At 65.9% G+C, this 15404-nt stretch carries 17 protein-coding genes; 12 read left to right on the plus strand and 5 right to left on the minus strand.

All coding sequences use genetic code 11. The features are described from left to right. Window positions 1-29: 29 nt before the first annotated feature. The 10 genes from ACE3RQ_RS11055 to ACE3RQ_RS11100 all read left to right on the plus strand — a co-directional run bounded on the left by ACE3RQ_RS11055 (window position 30) and on the right by ACE3RQ_RS11100 (window position 11516). On the plus strand, window positions 30-770 hold the full coding sequence (locus tag ACE3RQ_RS11055) for a DUF2189 domain-containing protein (protein ID WP_374522038.1): 741 nt from the start codon (window positions 30-32) through the stop codon (window positions 768-770). Window position 771: 1 nt separating this feature from the next. Next, a complete protein-coding gene (locus tag ACE3RQ_RS11060) occupies window positions 772-993 on the plus strand; it encodes a DUF2788 domain-containing protein (RefSeq protein ID WP_374522039.1) in 222 nt (73 codons plus the stop codon). 134 nt (window positions 994-1127) lie between these two features. After that, window positions 1128-1727, plus strand: a complete 600-nt coding sequence (gene rimP, locus ACE3RQ_RS11065) for a ribosome maturation factor RimP (protein WP_374522040.1) — start codon at window positions 1128-1130, stop codon at window positions 1725-1727. A 50-nt stretch (window positions 1728-1777) separates the two neighbouring features. Beyond that, complete coding sequence (gene nusA, locus ACE3RQ_RS11070) at window positions 1778-3277, plus strand: transcription termination factor NusA (protein ID WP_374522041.1); 1500 nt, start codon at window positions 1778-1780, stop codon at window positions 3275-3277. 29 nt (window positions 3278-3306) lie between these two features. Further along, a complete protein-coding gene (gene infB, locus ACE3RQ_RS11075; protein ID WP_374522042.1) occupies window positions 3307-6192 on the plus strand; it encodes a translation initiation factor IF-2 in 2886 nt (961 codons plus the stop codon). 12 nt (window positions 6193-6204) lie between these two features. After that, the gene (gene rbfA, locus ACE3RQ_RS11080) at window positions 6205-6576 is read left to right on the plus strand and encodes a 30S ribosome-binding factor RbfA (protein ID WP_374522043.1); all 372 of its coding nucleotides are present in this window, start codon (window positions 6205-6207) and stop codon (window positions 6574-6576) included. A 2-nt stretch (window positions 6577-6578) separates the two neighbouring features. After that, on the plus strand, window positions 6579-7544 hold the full coding sequence (gene truB, locus ACE3RQ_RS11085) for a tRNA pseudouridine(55) synthase TruB (RefSeq protein WP_374522044.1): 966 nt from the start codon (window positions 6579-6581) through the stop codon (window positions 7542-7544). Further along, a complete protein-coding gene (gene typA, locus ACE3RQ_RS11090; protein ID WP_374522045.1) occupies window positions 7541-9367 on the plus strand; it encodes a translational GTPase TypA in 1827 nt (608 codons plus the stop codon). The genes truB and typA overlap by 4 nt, the downstream gene beginning before the upstream one ends. A 12-nt stretch (window positions 9368-9379) precedes the next feature. Then, window positions 9380-10390: a DMT family transporter gene (locus ACE3RQ_RS11095; RefSeq protein ID WP_374522046.1), complete on the plus strand. Its 1011-nt coding sequence runs from the start codon at window positions 9380-9382 to the stop codon at window positions 10388-10390. Between the two features lie 28 nt (window positions 10391-10418). Beyond that, window positions 10419-11516, plus strand: a complete 1098-nt coding sequence (locus ACE3RQ_RS11100; protein ID WP_374522047.1) for an enoyl-CoA hydratase/isomerase family protein — start codon at window positions 10419-10421, stop codon at window positions 11514-11516. 16 nt (window positions 11517-11532) lie between these two features. On the opposite strand, the gene ACE3RQ_RS11105 is transcribed toward ACE3RQ_RS11100, so the two are convergent. From ACE3RQ_RS11105 to smpB, 4 genes are all read right to left on the minus strand, one after another. Then, window positions 11533-12366: an anti-sigma factor gene (locus tag ACE3RQ_RS11105; protein WP_374522048.1), complete on the minus strand. Its 834-nt coding sequence runs from the start codon at window positions 12364-12366 to the stop codon at window positions 11533-11535. A 13-nt stretch (window positions 12367-12379) separates the two neighbouring features. Further along, window positions 12380-12916 carry an RNA polymerase sigma factor gene (locus ACE3RQ_RS11110; protein ID WP_374522049.1) on the minus strand — a complete coding sequence of 179 codons (537 nt, stop codon included), beginning with the start codon at window positions 12914-12916 and terminating at the stop codon, window positions 12380-12382. A gap of 9 nt (window positions 12917-12925) precedes the next feature. Then, window positions 12926-13303, minus strand: coding sequence for a hypothetical protein (locus tag ACE3RQ_RS11115; RefSeq protein ID WP_374522050.1), 378 nt, complete (start codon window positions 13301-13303; stop codon window positions 12926-12928). Between the two features lie 93 nt (window positions 13304-13396). Further along, window positions 13397-13888: an SsrA-binding protein SmpB gene (gene smpB, locus ACE3RQ_RS11120; protein ID WP_374522051.1), complete on the minus strand. Its 492-nt coding sequence runs from the start codon at window positions 13886-13888 to the stop codon at window positions 13397-13399. A gap of 104 nt (window positions 13889-13992) precedes the next feature. Between smpB and ACE3RQ_RS11125 the strand changes: the two genes are divergently transcribed. Together ACE3RQ_RS11125 and ACE3RQ_RS11130 are read left to right on the plus strand one after the other, a co-directional pair. Then, entirely contained in the window at window positions 13993-14436 is a 444-nt protein-coding gene (locus ACE3RQ_RS11125) for a type II toxin-antitoxin system RatA family toxin (protein ID WP_374522052.1), read from the plus strand. After that, the gene (locus ACE3RQ_RS11130) at window positions 14433-14771 is read left to right on the plus strand and encodes an RnfH family protein (protein ID WP_374522054.1); all 339 of its coding nucleotides are present in this window, start codon (window positions 14433-14435) and stop codon (window positions 14769-14771) included. The genes ACE3RQ_RS11125 and ACE3RQ_RS11130 overlap by 4 nt, the downstream gene beginning before the upstream one ends. A 21-nt stretch (window positions 14772-14792) precedes the next feature. Here the strand turns inward: ACE3RQ_RS11130 and ACE3RQ_RS11135 are convergent, their stop codons facing one another. Further along, the gene (locus tag ACE3RQ_RS11135) at window positions 14793-15305 is read right to left on the minus strand and encodes a DUF4124 domain-containing protein (RefSeq protein WP_374522055.1); all 513 of its coding nucleotides are present in this window, start codon (window positions 15303-15305) and stop codon (window positions 14793-14795) included. Window positions 15306-15404: the final 99 nt, after the last annotated feature.

Genomic DNA, 15404 nt, shown 5'->3' on the forward strand with positions numbered 1-15404 from the left:
GGCGCAGTCGCGGGTGAGACAATCGCCCGATGAGCACGCGCCCTCCCATTACCTTGTTTTCACCGCTGCGCTGGCTGGCCCTGGGTTGGGCTGACCTGCGCCGCAACCCCATTCCTGGCCTGGTGCACGGGCTGCTGGTCACCGCCTTCGGCGGTCTGCTGCTGATGCTGGCGCACGAGCGGTTCTGGCTGTTGGCGGGGGCCTTCTCGGGCTTTCTGATCGTGGCCCCCATCGTGGCCACGGGGCTATATGCCGTCAGCCGTGCCTGCGAGGCAGGGCGCTGCATTGGCATGCCCGAGGTGGTGGCGCTGTGGCGGTCGGGCGATGGGCGACTGGTGCGCTTCGGCCTACTGCTGGGCTTGGCGGGTACCGGGTGGGTGTTGACCTCGGCGGGGTTGATCACGGTGGCGTCTGACGTCCCCATCTTGAAGCCAGTGGATTTCCTGCGGCACGTGGTGTTGCGCCCGGACGTGGGCCTGTTTGAGGTGTGGCTGCTGCAGGGCGCCTTGCTCGCCGCGCCGGTCTATGCCTCCACCGTGGTGGCCTTGCCCATGCTGGTGGACAAGAAAGTGCCCGTGCACGTGGCCGTTGGCGCCAGTTGGCGCGCAGTGGCCACCTATCCGGCGCCTCTGGTGCTTTGGGCGGTGGTGATTGGCTTGCTGGTGGTGCTGGGCATGGCGTTGGCCTTGGCTGGTCTGATCGTGGCGATTCCCGTGGTCGCCCACGCCAGTTGGCACGCCTACCGCGACATCAGCGGGCAGGAGAGCTGACATGGAGGGAACGCTTTTTGGTTACACAGAAGGCCAGATCGCCCAGTTCGGTCTTACCTTCGGGGTGGGCGCCTTCATCCTGTACATGCTGTTCATCGTCTTCAATCTCGCGCGCGAATCGAAGGCGGGCAAGTTCGGCACCTTTGTCTTGTTCATGGTGCTGTCCTTTGGCATGCTCGGGTTTCTGGCCAAGAACCTGATTCAGTGGATATTGGGCATGTAATCCCGCAGGGCGGCTTGGCAAACCGCTGTCTTGCGCGTTACAATGCGCGCTTCACGACCAAATGGGCGGGTAACTACCGGCCCTTTTTTTTTGGCCTAACGTTTTCCTTACTTTCGACCACGAACACGCACTCAATGGCTTGGCAAGACATCGTCGCGCAAACCGTCACCGGACTGGGTTTTGACCTGGTGGACCTCGAACGCTCTGCCGGCGGCTTGTTGCGTGTCACGATCGACTGGCCCTGGCAGCCGCCGGTTCCCGGTGAGGCGACTGTCGAAGATCGCTTTGTCACGGTGGAAGACTGTGAGCGCGTGACCCGCCAGTTGCAGTACCTGCTGGAAGTGGAAAACGTGGACTACCGCCGCCTGGAAGTCGGCTCGCCGGGCATTGACCGGCCCCTGCGACACGAGGCCGATCTCCAGCGCTTCGAGGGCGAGGTGATTGACGTCACCCTCAAGGCGCCCATTGGCGCCACGGGCGGCGCGGTGGCGGCCAATCGCAAGAAGTTTCGCGGCACGCTGGAGCGTGCCGCCGATGGGGTGCAGTGGCAGATCGTCTGGAGCGACGAGCCTGAGCGCAAACCTGGGCAGCGGGTGAGCAAGAAGCGCGCGGCCGCGCCTCTGCAAGCGCTGACCTTCGCGCTGGCCGACGTGCAGCAGGCGCGCCTGGCCCCGATCGTGAATTTCAAAGGCCGTCAGGCCAAGGGAGCGCCGGCGGCCGATGCCAGCGAGTGAACCCAGCACATGAACCAGAAAAGAGTCATCCGGAAAGGTGGGCGAGTGAAATGAACCGCGAAATGTTGATGCTGATCGATGCGATCTCTCGCGAGAAAAACGTCGAGCGCGATATCGTGCTGGGTGCTGTTGAGCAGGCCCTGGCCTCGGCCACCAAGAAACTCTACAGCGGCGAGGTGGACATCCGTGTCGCAATGGACCCGGACACCGGCGCCTACGAGACCTTCCGGCGCTGGCTGGTGGTGCCCGATTCGGCCGGCCTGCAGAACCCCGATGCAGAAGAGCTGCTGAGCGATGCCCGTGAGGACATCCCCGACATCGAAGAGGGTGACTACATCGAGAAGCCGGTGGAAAGCGTGCCGATCGGCCGCATCGGCGCGATGGCCGCCAAGCAGGTGATCCTGCAGCGCATCCGCGACGCCGAGCGCGAGATGTTGCTCAACGATTTCATGTCGCGTGGCGACAAGGTTTTCGTGGGCACCGTCAAGCGCATGGACAAGGGTGACCTCATTGTGGAGAGCGGCCGCGTCGAAGGCCGCCTCAAGCGCAGCGAGATGATCCCGAAGGAAAACTTCCGCACCGGTGACCGCGTGCGCGCCATGATCATGGACGTGGACCTCACCCTGCGTGGCGCCCCCATCCTGCTGTCGCGCTCGGCGCCCGAGTTCATGATCGAACTCTTCCGCCAGGAGGTGCCCGAAATTGAGCAAGGCCTGCTGGAGATCAAGAAGTGCGCCCGTGACCCGGGTTCGCGCGCCAAGATCGCCGTGCTCAGCCACGACAAGCGCATCGACCCCATCGGCACCTGCGTGGGTGTGCGCGGCTCGCGTGTGAACGGCGTCACCAACGAGCTGGCTGGCGAGCGCGTGGACATCGTGCTGTGGTCGGAAGACCCGGCCCAGTTCGTCATCGGTGCGCTGGCCCCGGCCAACGTGCAGTCCATCGTGGTGGACGAAGAGCGCCACGCCATGGACGTGGTGGTGGACGAGGAAAACCTGGCCATCGCCATCGGCCGTGGTGGCCAGAACGTGCGGCTGGCCTCCGAGCTCACCGGCTGGCGCATCAACATCATGACCGCCGACGAGTCGGCCCAGAAGCAGGCAGAGGAAGCCGACGGCATCCGCAAGCTCTTCATGGCCAAGCTCGACGTCGATCAGGAAATCGCCGACATCCTCATCGAAGAGGGGTTTACCAGCCTGGAAGAAGTGGCCTATGTTCCGCTGCAGGAAATGCTGGAGATTGAGTCCTTCGATGAAGAGACGGTCAACGAGTTGCGCACCCGAGCCAAGGACGCGCTGCTGACCATGGAAATCGCCCGTGAGGAGAGTGTGGAAGAGGTGTCGCAGAACCTGCGAGACCTGGAAGGCATCACCCCCGAGCTGATCGCCAAGCTGGCAGAAGCCGGCATCCACACCCGCGACGAGCTTGCCGATCTGGCGACCGACGAGCTCACCGACATCACCGGCCAGACGCCGGAAGAGGCCACCGCCTTGATCATGCAGGCCCGCGCTCACTGGTTCTCCGGTGATGACGCCTCGTCCCAGTCTTGATCACCGGAGGCCCACGGAGCACAGAACCTATGACCAGTACCACCGTCGCAGAATTGGCCGCCGAGCTGAGCAAACCCACTTCCGTCCTGCTGGAGCAACTCTCCGCAGCCGGGGTGCCCAAGAACGCCGGGTCTGACCCGATTACCGAAACCGACAAGCAAAAGCTGCTCGGTTACCTCAAGGCCAGCCACGGAACGGCTGGCGGCGAGCGCAAGAAGATCACCCTGGTGAAGAAGTCGACCTCAGAGATCAAACAGGCCGACGCCACCGGGCGCGCCCGCACCATTCAGGTGGAAGTCCGCAAGAAGCGCACCTTCATCAAGCGCGACGACGAGGTCGCCGTGCCTGAGGCCGCTGAAGCGCCGGCAGCCCCTGCTGCTGACGTGATCGCCCAGGAAGAACTGGCCCGCCGCGAGGAAGAAGCCCGCCGCCAGGCCGAGTTGCTGCGCCGCCAGGAAGAAGAACTGGCCGAAAAGCGCCGCCTGCGCGAAGAGGAAGAAGCCCGCGCCGCAGAGGCCGAGGCGCGCGCGAAGGCGCAAGCCGAAGCCAAGGCTCAGGCAGAGGCCGAAGCCGCCAAGGCCGCAGCCGCCAAGGCACAGGCATCGTCCCCCGTTGCCGCCGCTCCTGCCCCGGCACCCGCGCCCGCCGTGGACGTCGCCGCCAAGGCACAGGCCGATGCGGCCGCGAAGGCCAAGGCCGATTCGGAAGCTGCCAAGGCGGCCGAGCTCAAGCGCGCTGAAGAGCAGCGCGCTGCCGAGTTGCTGGAGCGACGCCGCAAGGCCGAAGCCGAGGCAGCCAGCATTCGCGCCATGATGTCGGCGCCGGCCCGCACACTCGTGGCCAAGAAGCCCGAACCGGCCGCAGGCCTCAAGGGCACGCTGCACAAGCCTGCAGGCACGCCAGCGGCCAAGGGCACGACCACTGCGCCGGCCACGCCCACGGCCGGCGCCGCTGCGGGTGCGGCAGGCAAGAAGGAAGTTAAGTCGGAGAACCTGTCCTCCACCTGGAAGGACGACGCGGCCAAGAAGAAAGAGATCAAGACCCGCGGCGACACCTCTGCTGGTCGTTCCAACTGGCGCAGTGGTCCAAAGGGCCGTCGCAACGACCGCGATTCCCGCGATCAGGGCGCCAGCAACTTCCAGGCCCCCGCCGAGTTCAAGCAAATCGAAGTGCACGTGCCCGAGACCATCACGGTGGCCGAGCTGGCGCACAAGATGTCGGTGAAGTCGTCCGAGCTGATCAAGCAGCTCATGAAGCTGGGCCAGATGGTCACCATCAACCAGTCGCTGGACCAGGACACCGCCATGATCTTGGTGGAAGAGCTGGGCCACAAGGCCATTCAGGCCGCGCTGGACGACCCCGAGGCCTTCACCGAAGAAGAAGTGCAGGGCCAGCAGGCCGAGGCCATGTCGCGCGCGCCGGTGGTCACTGTCATGGGCCACGTGGACCACGGCAAGACCTCGCTGCTCGACTACATCCGCCGCGCCAAGGTGGCCGCTGGCGAAGCCGGTGGCATCACCCAGCACATTGGCGCCTACCACGTGAACACGCCCCGCGGCATGGTCACTTTCCTCGACACCCCGGGTCACGAGGCCTTCACGGCCATGCGTGCCCGCGGTGCCCAGGCCACCGACATCGTGATTCTGGTCTGTGCCTCCGACGACGGCGTCATGCCGCAGACCAAGGAAGCCATCAAGCACGCCAAGGCGGCTGGCGTTCCCATCGTGGTCGCCATGACCAAGGCCGACAAGCCCGATGCCAACATCGAGAAGGTGAAGGCCGAGCTGGTGGCAGAAGAGGTGGTGCCGGAAGAATTCGGTGGCGATTCGCCCTTCGTGGCCGTGTCGGCCAAGACCGGCATGGGCATTGATGACCTGCTGGAGCAGGTGCTGCTGCAGGCCGAAGTGCTGGAACTCAAGGCCCCGGTGGACGCCATGGCCAAGGGCCTGGTGATCGAAGCCCGCCTGGACAAGGGGCGTGGTGCTGTGGCCACTGTGCTGGTGCAATCGGGCACCCTGCGCGTGGGCGATGTGGTGCTGGCTGGCCAGACCTCTGGCCGCGTGCGTGCCATGCTGGACGAAAACGGCAAACCCGCCAAGGAAGCCGGCCCCTCCATTCCGGTGGAAATTCAGGGCCTGGCCGAGGTGCCGCAGGCTGGTGACGAGTTCATGGTGATGGCCGACGAGCGCCGTGCCCGCGAGATCGCCACCTATCGCGCTGGCAAGTTCCGCAACACCAAGCTGGCCAAGCAGCAAGCCGCCAAGCTGGAAAACATGTTTGCCGACATGTCGGCGGGCGAGGTCAAGACCCTGCCCATCATCATCAAGGCCGACGTGCAGGGCTCGCAGGAGGCGCTGTCGGCGTCGCTGCTCAAGCTCTCCACCGACGAGGTGCGCGTGCAGTTGGTGTACGCGGGCGTTGGCGGCATCAGCGAGAGCGACGTCAACCTGGCCATTGCCTCCGGTGCGGTGGTGATAGGCTTCAACGTGCGCGCCGATGCCGGCGCCCGCAAGCTGGCCGAGGGCAACGACGTTGACCTGCGCTACTACAACATCATCTACGACGCGGTGGACGAGCTGAAGGCGGCCATGTCGGGCATGCTGGCGCCGGAGAAGCGCGAAGAGGTCATCGGCATGGCCGAGATCCGCACCGTGTTCGTGGCGTCGAAGATCGGGACGGTGGCTGGTTGCATGATCACGCAAGGCATGGTCACCCGCAGCGCCCACTTCCGCCTGTTGCGCGACAACGTGGTGGTCTACACCGGCGAACTCGAGTCGCTCAAGCGCCTCAAGGACGATGTGCGCGAGGTCAAGGAAGGCTTCGAGTGCGGTATCAAGCTCAAGAACTTCAACGACATCAAAGAGGGCGACCAGCTCGAGTTCTTTGAAGTCAAGGAAGTGGCCCGTACCCTGTAAGGAGCGAGCACCATGCCCCGCAAGGCTTCTTCCGTACCCAACCGCGGCTTTCGCGTGGCCGACCAGATCCAGCGCGATCTGGCGGAGCTGATCGCCCGCGAGTTGAAGGACCCGCGGGTGGGCATGGTCACGCTCAATGCCGTGGAGGTCACGCCCGACTACGCCCACGCCAAGGTGTTCTTCAGCCTGCTCACCGGCAACCCCGAGGAAACCACGGAAGGCCTGAACGCCGCCGCTGGTTTCCTGCGCAACGCGCTGTTCAAGCGCCTGCACATCCACACCGTGCCCACGCTGCACTTCGTGTTTGACCGCACCACCGAGCGTGCGGCCGACATGAACGCCTTGATTGCCAAGGCGGTCTCCTCGCGCGCAAAGGAAGACTGACCGTGAACGCGCCGCGCACAAGGGTGCAACGGCGCCCTGTGCACGGGGTGTTGTTGCTCGACAAACCGCTGGGTCTCTCCAGCAATCAGGCCTTGCAAAGGGCCAAGTGGTTGCTGCGCGCCGAGAAAGCGGGCCACACCGGCACGCTGGATCCTCTGGCCAGCGGCGTGCTGCCCTTGTGTTTTGGCGCGGCCACGAAGTTCAGCCAGCTCCACTTGGACGCTGACAAGACCTACGAGACGGTGGTGCGCCTGGGCGTGGTCACCAGCACGGGCGATGCCGAAGGCGATGTTCTGGCCACCGCCGCCGTCGCTTGCACGCCGGGACAGGTGGTCGAGGTGCTCGACCGCTTCACCGGCCCCATCACCCAGGTGCCGCCCATGCACAGCGCACTCAAGAAAGACGGCAAGCCGCTCTATGAGTACGCGCGTGACGGTCAGACAGTCGAGCGCGAGCCCCGGCAGGTGGTCATTCACGAGCTGGAACTGCTCGACATGCAACTGGCGGGAGAGGAGCCCTTTTTGCGTCTGCGCGTGCGCTGCAGCAAGGGCACCTACATCCGCACGCTGGGCGAAGACATTGGCCAGGCGCTGGGCTGTGGCGGACACCTGCGCTTCCTGCGCCGCGTGGCCACCGGGCCGTTCGAGCAATCGCAGTGCGTCACGCTCGAGGCCCTGGAAGCCCTGCCCGAGGCCGAGCGTCAACAAGCCTTGCAGCCGGTTGACGTGCTGCTGGGCGATCACCAGACCGTCACGCTGGACGCGGAGAATGCGGCTCGCTTTCTCAGCGGCATGCGGCGTCGCGGCCCATGGCCCAACGCCAGCCATGTGGCGGTGTACGGCCCGCCCACACAGGGCGCCACCCAACCTGTGTTGCTGGGCACCGCCCACGTGCAGGGCGGAGAACTCATACCGGGGCGCTTGCTGAGCCCCAACGACATTCAGCAAATCTTGGAAGCCCAATCATGAGCAAGCAAATCCGCAACATCGCCATCATTGCCCACGTCGACCATGGCAAAACCACCATGGTCGACCAACTCCTGCGCCAGTCTGGCACCTTCGCCGAACACGAGAAAGTCGTGGACACGGTGATGGACAACAACGCCATCGAACGCGAGCGTGGCATCACCATCCTGGCCAAGAACTGCGCCGTGAGCTGGGAAGGCACCCACATCAACATCGTCGACACCCCCGGCCACGCGGACTTCGGTGGCGAGGTGGAGCGCGCACTGTCGATGGTGGACGGCGTGGTGCTGCTGATCGACGCCCAGGAAGGCCCGATGCCTCAGACCCGCTTCGTGACCAAGAAGGCCCTGGCCCTGGGCCTGCGCCCCATCGTGGTGGTCAACAAGGTGGACAAGCCCGGCGCCAACTGCGACAAGGTGGTCAACGCCGCTTTTGACCTGTTCGACAAGCTGGGCGCCACCGACGAGCAGCTCGACTTCCCCGTGGTCTACGCCTCGGGCATCAACGGCTGGTCGTCGCTGGAAGAGGGCGCGCCGGGCGAGCAATGGGGCCCCGATATGTCGGCCCTGTTCAACACCATCCTGAAGCATGTGCCGGCCCACCAGGGCGACCCGTCTGCGCCCCTGCAGCTGCAGATTTCCGCGCTGGACTACAACAGCTTCGTCGGCCGCATCGGCGTGGGCCGCATCAGCCAGGGCACCATCAAGCCCAGCATGGACGTGCTGGTGATGGAAGGGCCGGACGGCAAGAGCGTCAAGGGCCGCGTCAACCAGGTGCTGACCTTCCAGGGCCTGGACCGCACGCAGGTCACCGAGGCGGGCCCTGGCGACATCGTGCTGATCAACGGCATTGAAGAGATTGGCATCGGCGTCACCCTGACCGACCCGAACAACCCCATGCCGCTGCCCATGCTCAAGGTGGACGAGCCCACCCTGACCATGAACTTCTGCGTGAACACCAGCCCGCTGGCTGGTCGTGAAGGCAAGTTCGTCACCAGCCGCCAGATCTGGGACCGCCTGCAGAAAGAGCTGCAGCACAACGTGGCCCTGCGCGTGAAGGAAACCGGTGAAGACGGCATTTTCGAGGTGTCCGGCCGCGGCGAACTGCACCTGACCATCCTGATCGAAAACATGCGCCGCGAAGGCTATGAGCTGGCCGTGTCGAAGCCGCGCGTGATGTTCAAGGAAATTGACGGCGTGAAGTGCGAGCCGATGGAGCTGGTCACCGCTGACGTGGAAGAACAGCACCAGGGTGGCGTGATGCAGGCGCTGGGCCTGCGCAAGGGCGAAATGATCAACATGGAGCCGGACGGCCGTGGCCGTGTGCGCCTGGAGTACCGCATCCCGGCCCGTGGCCTGATCGGTTTCTCCAACGAGTTCCTGAACCTGACCCGCGGCTCGGGCCTGATCGCCTCCATCTTTGACGGCTACGAGCCGCACAAGGGCGACATTGGCGGCCGCAAGAATGGTGTGCTGATCTCCATGGACGACGGTGAAATCTTCACCTATGCCCTGGGCAAGCTCGACGATCGTGGCCGCATGTTCGTCAAGCCCAACGACCCGGTGTACGAGGGCATGATCGTGGGCATCCACAGCCGCGACAACGACCTGGTGGTGAACGCCACCCGCACCAAGCAGCTGACCAACTTCCGCGTCAGTGGCAAGGAAGACGCGATCAAGATCACCCCGCCGATCGACCTCACGCTGGAATACGGCGTCGATTTCATCGAAGACGACGAACTGGTCGAAATCACGCCCAAGAGCATTCGCCTGCGCAAGCGCTTCCTGAAGGAGCACGAGCGCAAGCGCGCCAGCCGCGAGGCCTGATCCCACCCAGCCATGCCATTTCGGGCCCTCAGCCGCCTGACGCATACCCAGGCGGTCTTCCTCATGGTGGCGGTCACCCTGATGTGGGCGATCGCTGGTGTGGTGTCTCGGCAGCTGGAGTCGGCTGCGCGGTTCGAAGTGACCTTCTGGCGCAGCGCCTTCACGGCGCTGTCACTGCTGGTGATCCTGCCCCTGTGGCGCTCGGCAGACCGGCAGAACGGCACCATTCCCGACGAGCCTGGCGCGGGGCGGATGGCCTTTTTGCACAGGCACTGGGGCCTGCTGCCGACCTCTGGTGCGTTCTGGCTGAGTGGGGTGTGCTGGAGCGTGATGTTCACCGCCTTCATGCTGGCGCTCACGCTCACCACTGTGGCCAATGTGCTGGTGATCATGGCGGTGGGGCCGCTGCTGACCGCTCTGGTGGCCCGCGTGGCGCTGGGGCAGCGCCTGGCCTGGCGCACCTGGGCCGCCATCGTGGTGGCCGGCGCGGGCATTGTCTACATGTACGGCAGCCAGTTCCTGGCGGCCTTGTCGTCCCCCGACACGGCCGCCAGCGGCTTGGTGGTGGGCTCGCTGGTGTCGCTGTGCGTGCCCATGGCGGGCGCCATCAACTGGACGGTGGTGCAGCGCAGCCAGACCCATGGCGAGAAGATTGACCTGGTGCCTTCGGTGCTGGTGGGCGGCACCTTGTCGGCCCTCGTCACCCTGCCCATGGCCTGGCCATTTCAGGCCACTGCCGCCGATGTGACGTGGTTGGCCCTGCTGGGTCTGGTTCAATTGGCCATCCCGTGTGCGCTGGCCGTGGTCTGCGCCCGATCCCTCAAGGCCCCCGAGGTCTCGCTCCTGGCCTTGCTGGAAGTGATCTTCGGCATTTTGCTGGCTTGGCTGGGCGCTGGTGAGGCGCCGGGCCGAGAGGTGCTGGTCGGGGGCAGCGTGGTGATCGGCGCACTGGTGGTGAACGAGCTGCTGGGCTGGCAGTCGCGTGCCGGCACGCCACGCATTCAAACCATTGACCGCGCCTGATCGCGCCGGTCTCACGACTGGAGACAACATGTCGGACAACGAACAACACCTGATCGCAGAAGTGCGCGGCCGCGTGGGCTGCCTCACCCTCAACCGCCCCAAGGCCATCAACGCGCTGTCGCTGGGCATGATCCGCGGCATCACGGCGGCACTGCTGGCCTGGCGAGAAGACCCGCAGGTGCTGGCGGTGGTGATCCGTGGCGTCAACAAAGAAGGGCCGTTCGGGGCCTTCTGCGCAGGCGGCGACATCCGCTTCTTTCACCAGGCCGCGCTGGCCGGCAATCCCGAGCTGGAAGACTTCTTCACCGAAGAGTACGCGCTCAACCACCTGATCTTCAGCTACCCCAAGCCCTACATGGCCTTCATGGACGGCATCTGCATGGGCGGTGGCATGGGCATCAGCAAGGGCGCGAGCCTGCGCGTGGTGACCGAGCGCAGCCAACTGGCCATGCCCGAGACCAACATCGGCCTGTTCCCTGACGTGGGCGGCGGCTATTTCCTGAGCCGTTGCGCCGGTCGCCTGGGGGAGTACCTGGGCCTCACCGGCCAGGTGCTGCACGGGGCGCAGGCCATCACCGCTGGCTTGGCCGATGGCCTGGTGGCGTCTGACCGACTGCCCGCCATCTGGAGCGGCCTGGCCGATGAGGCCGCCTTTCTCAGCGGCGAGGACGTGCAGCGCTGGGTGCGCGAGCAACTCGACGACACGCCGGCCCCGGCGCCCTGGCCGCGCGCCGAGGTGGACCGCGTCTTCGGCCTGGACAGCATCAAGGCCATCATCGCGGCGCTGGAGGGCAGCGACAGCGACTGGGCGCGCCAGACCGCGAAAGTGCTGCGCCAACGCTCGCCGCTGATGCTGCACGTGGTGCTGGAGCAAATCCGCCGCGCCCGCCCCATGACCCTGGCCCAAGACCTGCGCATGGAGCGTGGCCTGGTGCGCCGCTGCTTCCACCTGCGCCCTGGCACCGCCAGTGAGACGGTGGAGGGCATTCGCGCCCTGGCCGTGGACAAGGACAAGCAGCCCAAATGGAACCCGGCGCGCATCGAAGACGTGCAAGACGCCGAGGTCGAGGCCTTCTTCGAGAACCCCTGGCCGGTCTCGGGCCATCCTCTGGCCCACCTGAACTGAGCGCCGACCCAGCGGCTCAGAGCTGCTGGTACACGGTGGTGGCCAGCGCCATCAGCTCGCGCTGGCTCAAGGGGCCGCTGAGTGCATAACCAAAGCCTTGGTCGACCCAGTAAAACGCGGGCACCGGGCCGTCCTGGGTGAAGCGAAAGGCGGTGTCCTCGCGCGAAGGCTGGTCGTCACCGGCCGGTGCTGCGCCTGGGCCTGCCAGCGCCCCCAGGTACAGCGTCAATCGCACACCGTCGGCGTTCTGGAACATGAACAAGGCCCTGGCCCCCGCGGCCCCCGGCAGCAGGCGCCCGCCCACCAGCTGGTAGCCCTGGCGGGCAAGGTCGGGCACCTTCAAGGCCTTGCCCGTGCGGCGCGACAGCCACTGCACCAAGTGCTCCTGTTCGCTGGCCCCCACCTCCACCGGGTGCCGCTTTTCCGGGGAGTAGACCACGTGGGCCAGCACGGCATCGCGGGCAAAGCCAGGCAGGCCGTTGGCGGTGGTCGCCGCCTGCTGCTCAGTGGGCAAGGGCCAATGCGATCGCCCCATCCATCCTGCCCCGAAGGCCACCACCACTCCTGCGGCCATGCCGCCCCAGCGTTGCCAGCGCAGCGCCCGGGCACTTGCCGCCTGTGCGCCTTGTGCCGCCGCCAGCAACGCGGTGGGCACGGGTTCGCCCAGCGCGTCCCGGTGCAGGGCGCGCAGGCGATCCCGCAAGGCCAGTCCTTGCGCAATGCGTTCGCGGGCCTGTGCGTCGTGGTTCAGGCGTTCCTGCAAAGCGGGTTGATCGGCGGGCGGCACCTGGCCGTCGATCCAGGCGTCGATTTCGGCGTCGCTCAGTGGGGTGTGGAGGGATGGCTTCATGGCGGCATGGGGCTCACTTGAGCCGCTTCAGTCGGGGTGCACCAGCACCGGCGTCCACGTGCTCGGCGCTGCCAGGGGCGTTCAGGAGAGCAAGCAAACGGCTGCGAGCGCGCGACAGGCGCGACATCACCGTACCGATCGGCGCACCCGTGATGCGGGCCACTTGCGCGTAGCTCATGTCTTCCAGGCTCACCAGCAGCAGCACGGCCCGCTGCTCTTCGGGCAGTTGCAGCAGGCAGCGCTGCAGGTCAAGGGCCAGGCCATCGGCGGCGACTGGCGCCACCAGCTCGGCCTCGACATCGTCCACGTTCACCAAGGGCAGCATGGCCGAGCGCCGCGAGTCTTGTCGCGCCTGGCTGGCGTGCAGGTGGTGCATCAGCGTGAAGAGCCAGGCGCGCAGGTTGGTGCCCACCGTCCACAGCCGCCACTTGCTGCAGGCCCGCTCCAGCGTGTCCTGCACCAAGTCATCGGCCGCCCATGCATCCCCCGTCAAGGCCCGCGCGTAGCGGCGCAGGCTGGGGATGTGGGCCGTGAGTTCGGTGGGGCTCATGAACCTCAATCAGGGCTTGACCACGCGCCAGACGTTGTTGAAGCCATCACCGGTCTTGTCGCCCGGCTTGCTGTCCTTGGCCCAGTAGTAGAGCGGCTTGCCTTTGAAGGCCCACTGCTTGCCACCGTCGTCACGGGTGATGATGCTGTAGTCGCCCGAGGCCTTGTCGCTCGCACCCGCCATGAAGGGCGGCCAGTTGGTGGCGCAGGGGCCGTTGCAGACCGACTTGCCACTGCCGGCCACGTCGCGGTCAAAGGTGTAGAGCGTCATCTGATTGGGCCCCACCAGCACGCCATCGGCGGTCTTGGCCGGAGAGGCGGAGGCATACATCGACGCGCAGCCGCCCAGCAAGGCGGCGGAAAGAACCAGGGGCATCAGCAATTTCATGGCGTGTTCTCCAGAAGGGAAGAGGGCGCAGAGGGGTTCTGCACCGGCATTAACGCCATGGTGGGGCGGTTTATTCCACCGCCCACGAAAAAGTCAGCGATTGCGGCTCTTCATGGCGCGCTCCACTTCGCGCTTGCCTTCGCGGTCTTTGATGGTGTCGCGCTTGTCGTGTTCGGCCTTGCCCTTGGCCAGCGCAATTTCGCACTTCACCTTGCCGTTTTTCCAGTGCAGGTTCAGCGGCACCAGGGTATGGCCTTTTTGTTCGACCTTGCCGATGAGGCGGCGGATCTGGTCTTTGTGCAGCAGCAGCTTCTTGGTGCGGGCGGCTTCGGCCGTGACGTGGGTGCTGGCGGTGCGCAGTGGGTTGATCTGGCAACCGATCAGGTAAAGCTCACCCTCGCGGATGACAACGTAGCCGTCGGTGAGCTGGACCTTGCCTTCGCGCAGGGCCTTGACTTCCCAGCCTTGCAGCACCATGCCCGCCTCGAAGCGCTCTTCGATGTGGTAGTTGAACAGCGCCTTCTTGTTGTCGGCGATGCGGCTGTCGGTGGTCTTGCGCGGAGCGCCTTTGGGGTTGCTGGCCATGGGCTTTCAATTGGGGGCGGCGGGGCAAGGTGCAAGCCCGCCTAAAATCGCGGGTTGCTCGTCGCCCGGCGAGGGCCGACAGGCGTCGACCGGGCGCTGATTGTATGAAAACCATTCACAAGTCTGTTTTGCTGTGGCACAGCGCGCCCGAGATGTTTGCGCTGGTCACCGATGTTGCCCGCTATCCCGAATTCCTGCCCTGGTGTGACCGGGGCGAGGTGTTGGAGCAGACGGACGACGGCATGCTCGCTCGGGTGGGCATGTCCATCGGCGGCCTGCGCCAGGCCTTCACCACCCGCAACACCCACGTCAATGACCGCGAGGTGCACATGGCCCTGGTGGACGGCCCGTTTTCCCAGCTTGATGGCCACTGGACCTTCACCCCGCTGGGCAATGGCGATCAGTCGGCCTGCAAGGTCGAGTTCACGCTGCGTTACGGCTTTTCCAGCAATGCGCTGGCCGCGGTGGTGGGGCCTGTGTTCGAGCGCATCGCCGGCAGCCTGGTGGACGCGTTTGTGAAGCGCGCCGATCAGGTGTACGGCACATGAGCGCCATGCGCGTGAGCCTGCTGTACGCCGAGGCGCCCCGCACGGTGCATGAGGCGCAGGTGGAGCTGGCGGATGGCGCCACCGTGGCACAGGCCCTGGCCGTGTCTGGCTGGGCGCAGCGCTTCCCGAGTTTGCTGGCGGCTGAGGTGACGCTGGGGGTGTGGGGCCGCCGGTGCACTGGCGAGCAGGCGCTGCGCGATGGCGACCGAGTTGAGGCGGTGCGCGCCTTGCGCGTTGACCCGAAGGTGGCGCGGCGCGAGCGTTTCCAGGGCCAGGGAGCGCGTGGCGCCGGTTTGTTTGCCAAGCGCAGGCCCGGCTCCAAAGCCGGCTACTAAGGCGCCAGCGGGCAGGGCGACTTACTGCGCGGCCGGTGCGCAGTCGGTGCGGATGATGCCTTCCAGACGGCGCAATTCGCTGGCGCGGCGATCGTCGCTCATGAATTCGCGCTCGCCCTGGGCGTTCACGGTGGCGATGCGCTGGCCCGATTGCAGGGCTGCGCGGTTCTGCTGGGCCCTGGTGCAGACCTCGGCGCGTGCCTTGGCCAGGCGATCCGCCTCTGCCTTCTTCTTGGCGGCTTCGGCGTTCTCTGCCTCTTTCTTGCGGGCTTCCAGTTGGGCGTCTGCCTTGGCCGGTTCAGGTTTGGCGGCATCTGTTGCCGCAGCGGGAGAGGCCGCGGCCACAGGCGCGGCGCCGGGTCGCTTGAGGATGCTTTTCTCGGGCACGCTGGCGGGAGGTGCCGTGTCGCTGAACACCTTGCGCCCGGTGCTGTCCATCCACTGCCATTGGGCCTGCACGCTCAGGCTGGAGAACAAGGCAAGCAGCACCAAGGCGCTGCGGGCGGGGAAGGGGGGGCGGCGCAGGAAGCTCATGCGCGGCAGTGTATCGCCGAGCTTTTGGGCCGCAATGCCACGTGGCGCCTGACCGGTTGAGTGGAGCGGCCAGCCGGCTGGGCTTGGGGCCGCAGGTAC

Origin of the sequence: Hydrogenophaga sp., from assembly GCF_041913525.1 — a bacterium.
In the GTDB taxonomy this organism is placed as follows: domain Bacteria; phylum Pseudomonadota; class Gammaproteobacteria; order Burkholderiales; family Burkholderiaceae_C; genus Hydrogenophaga.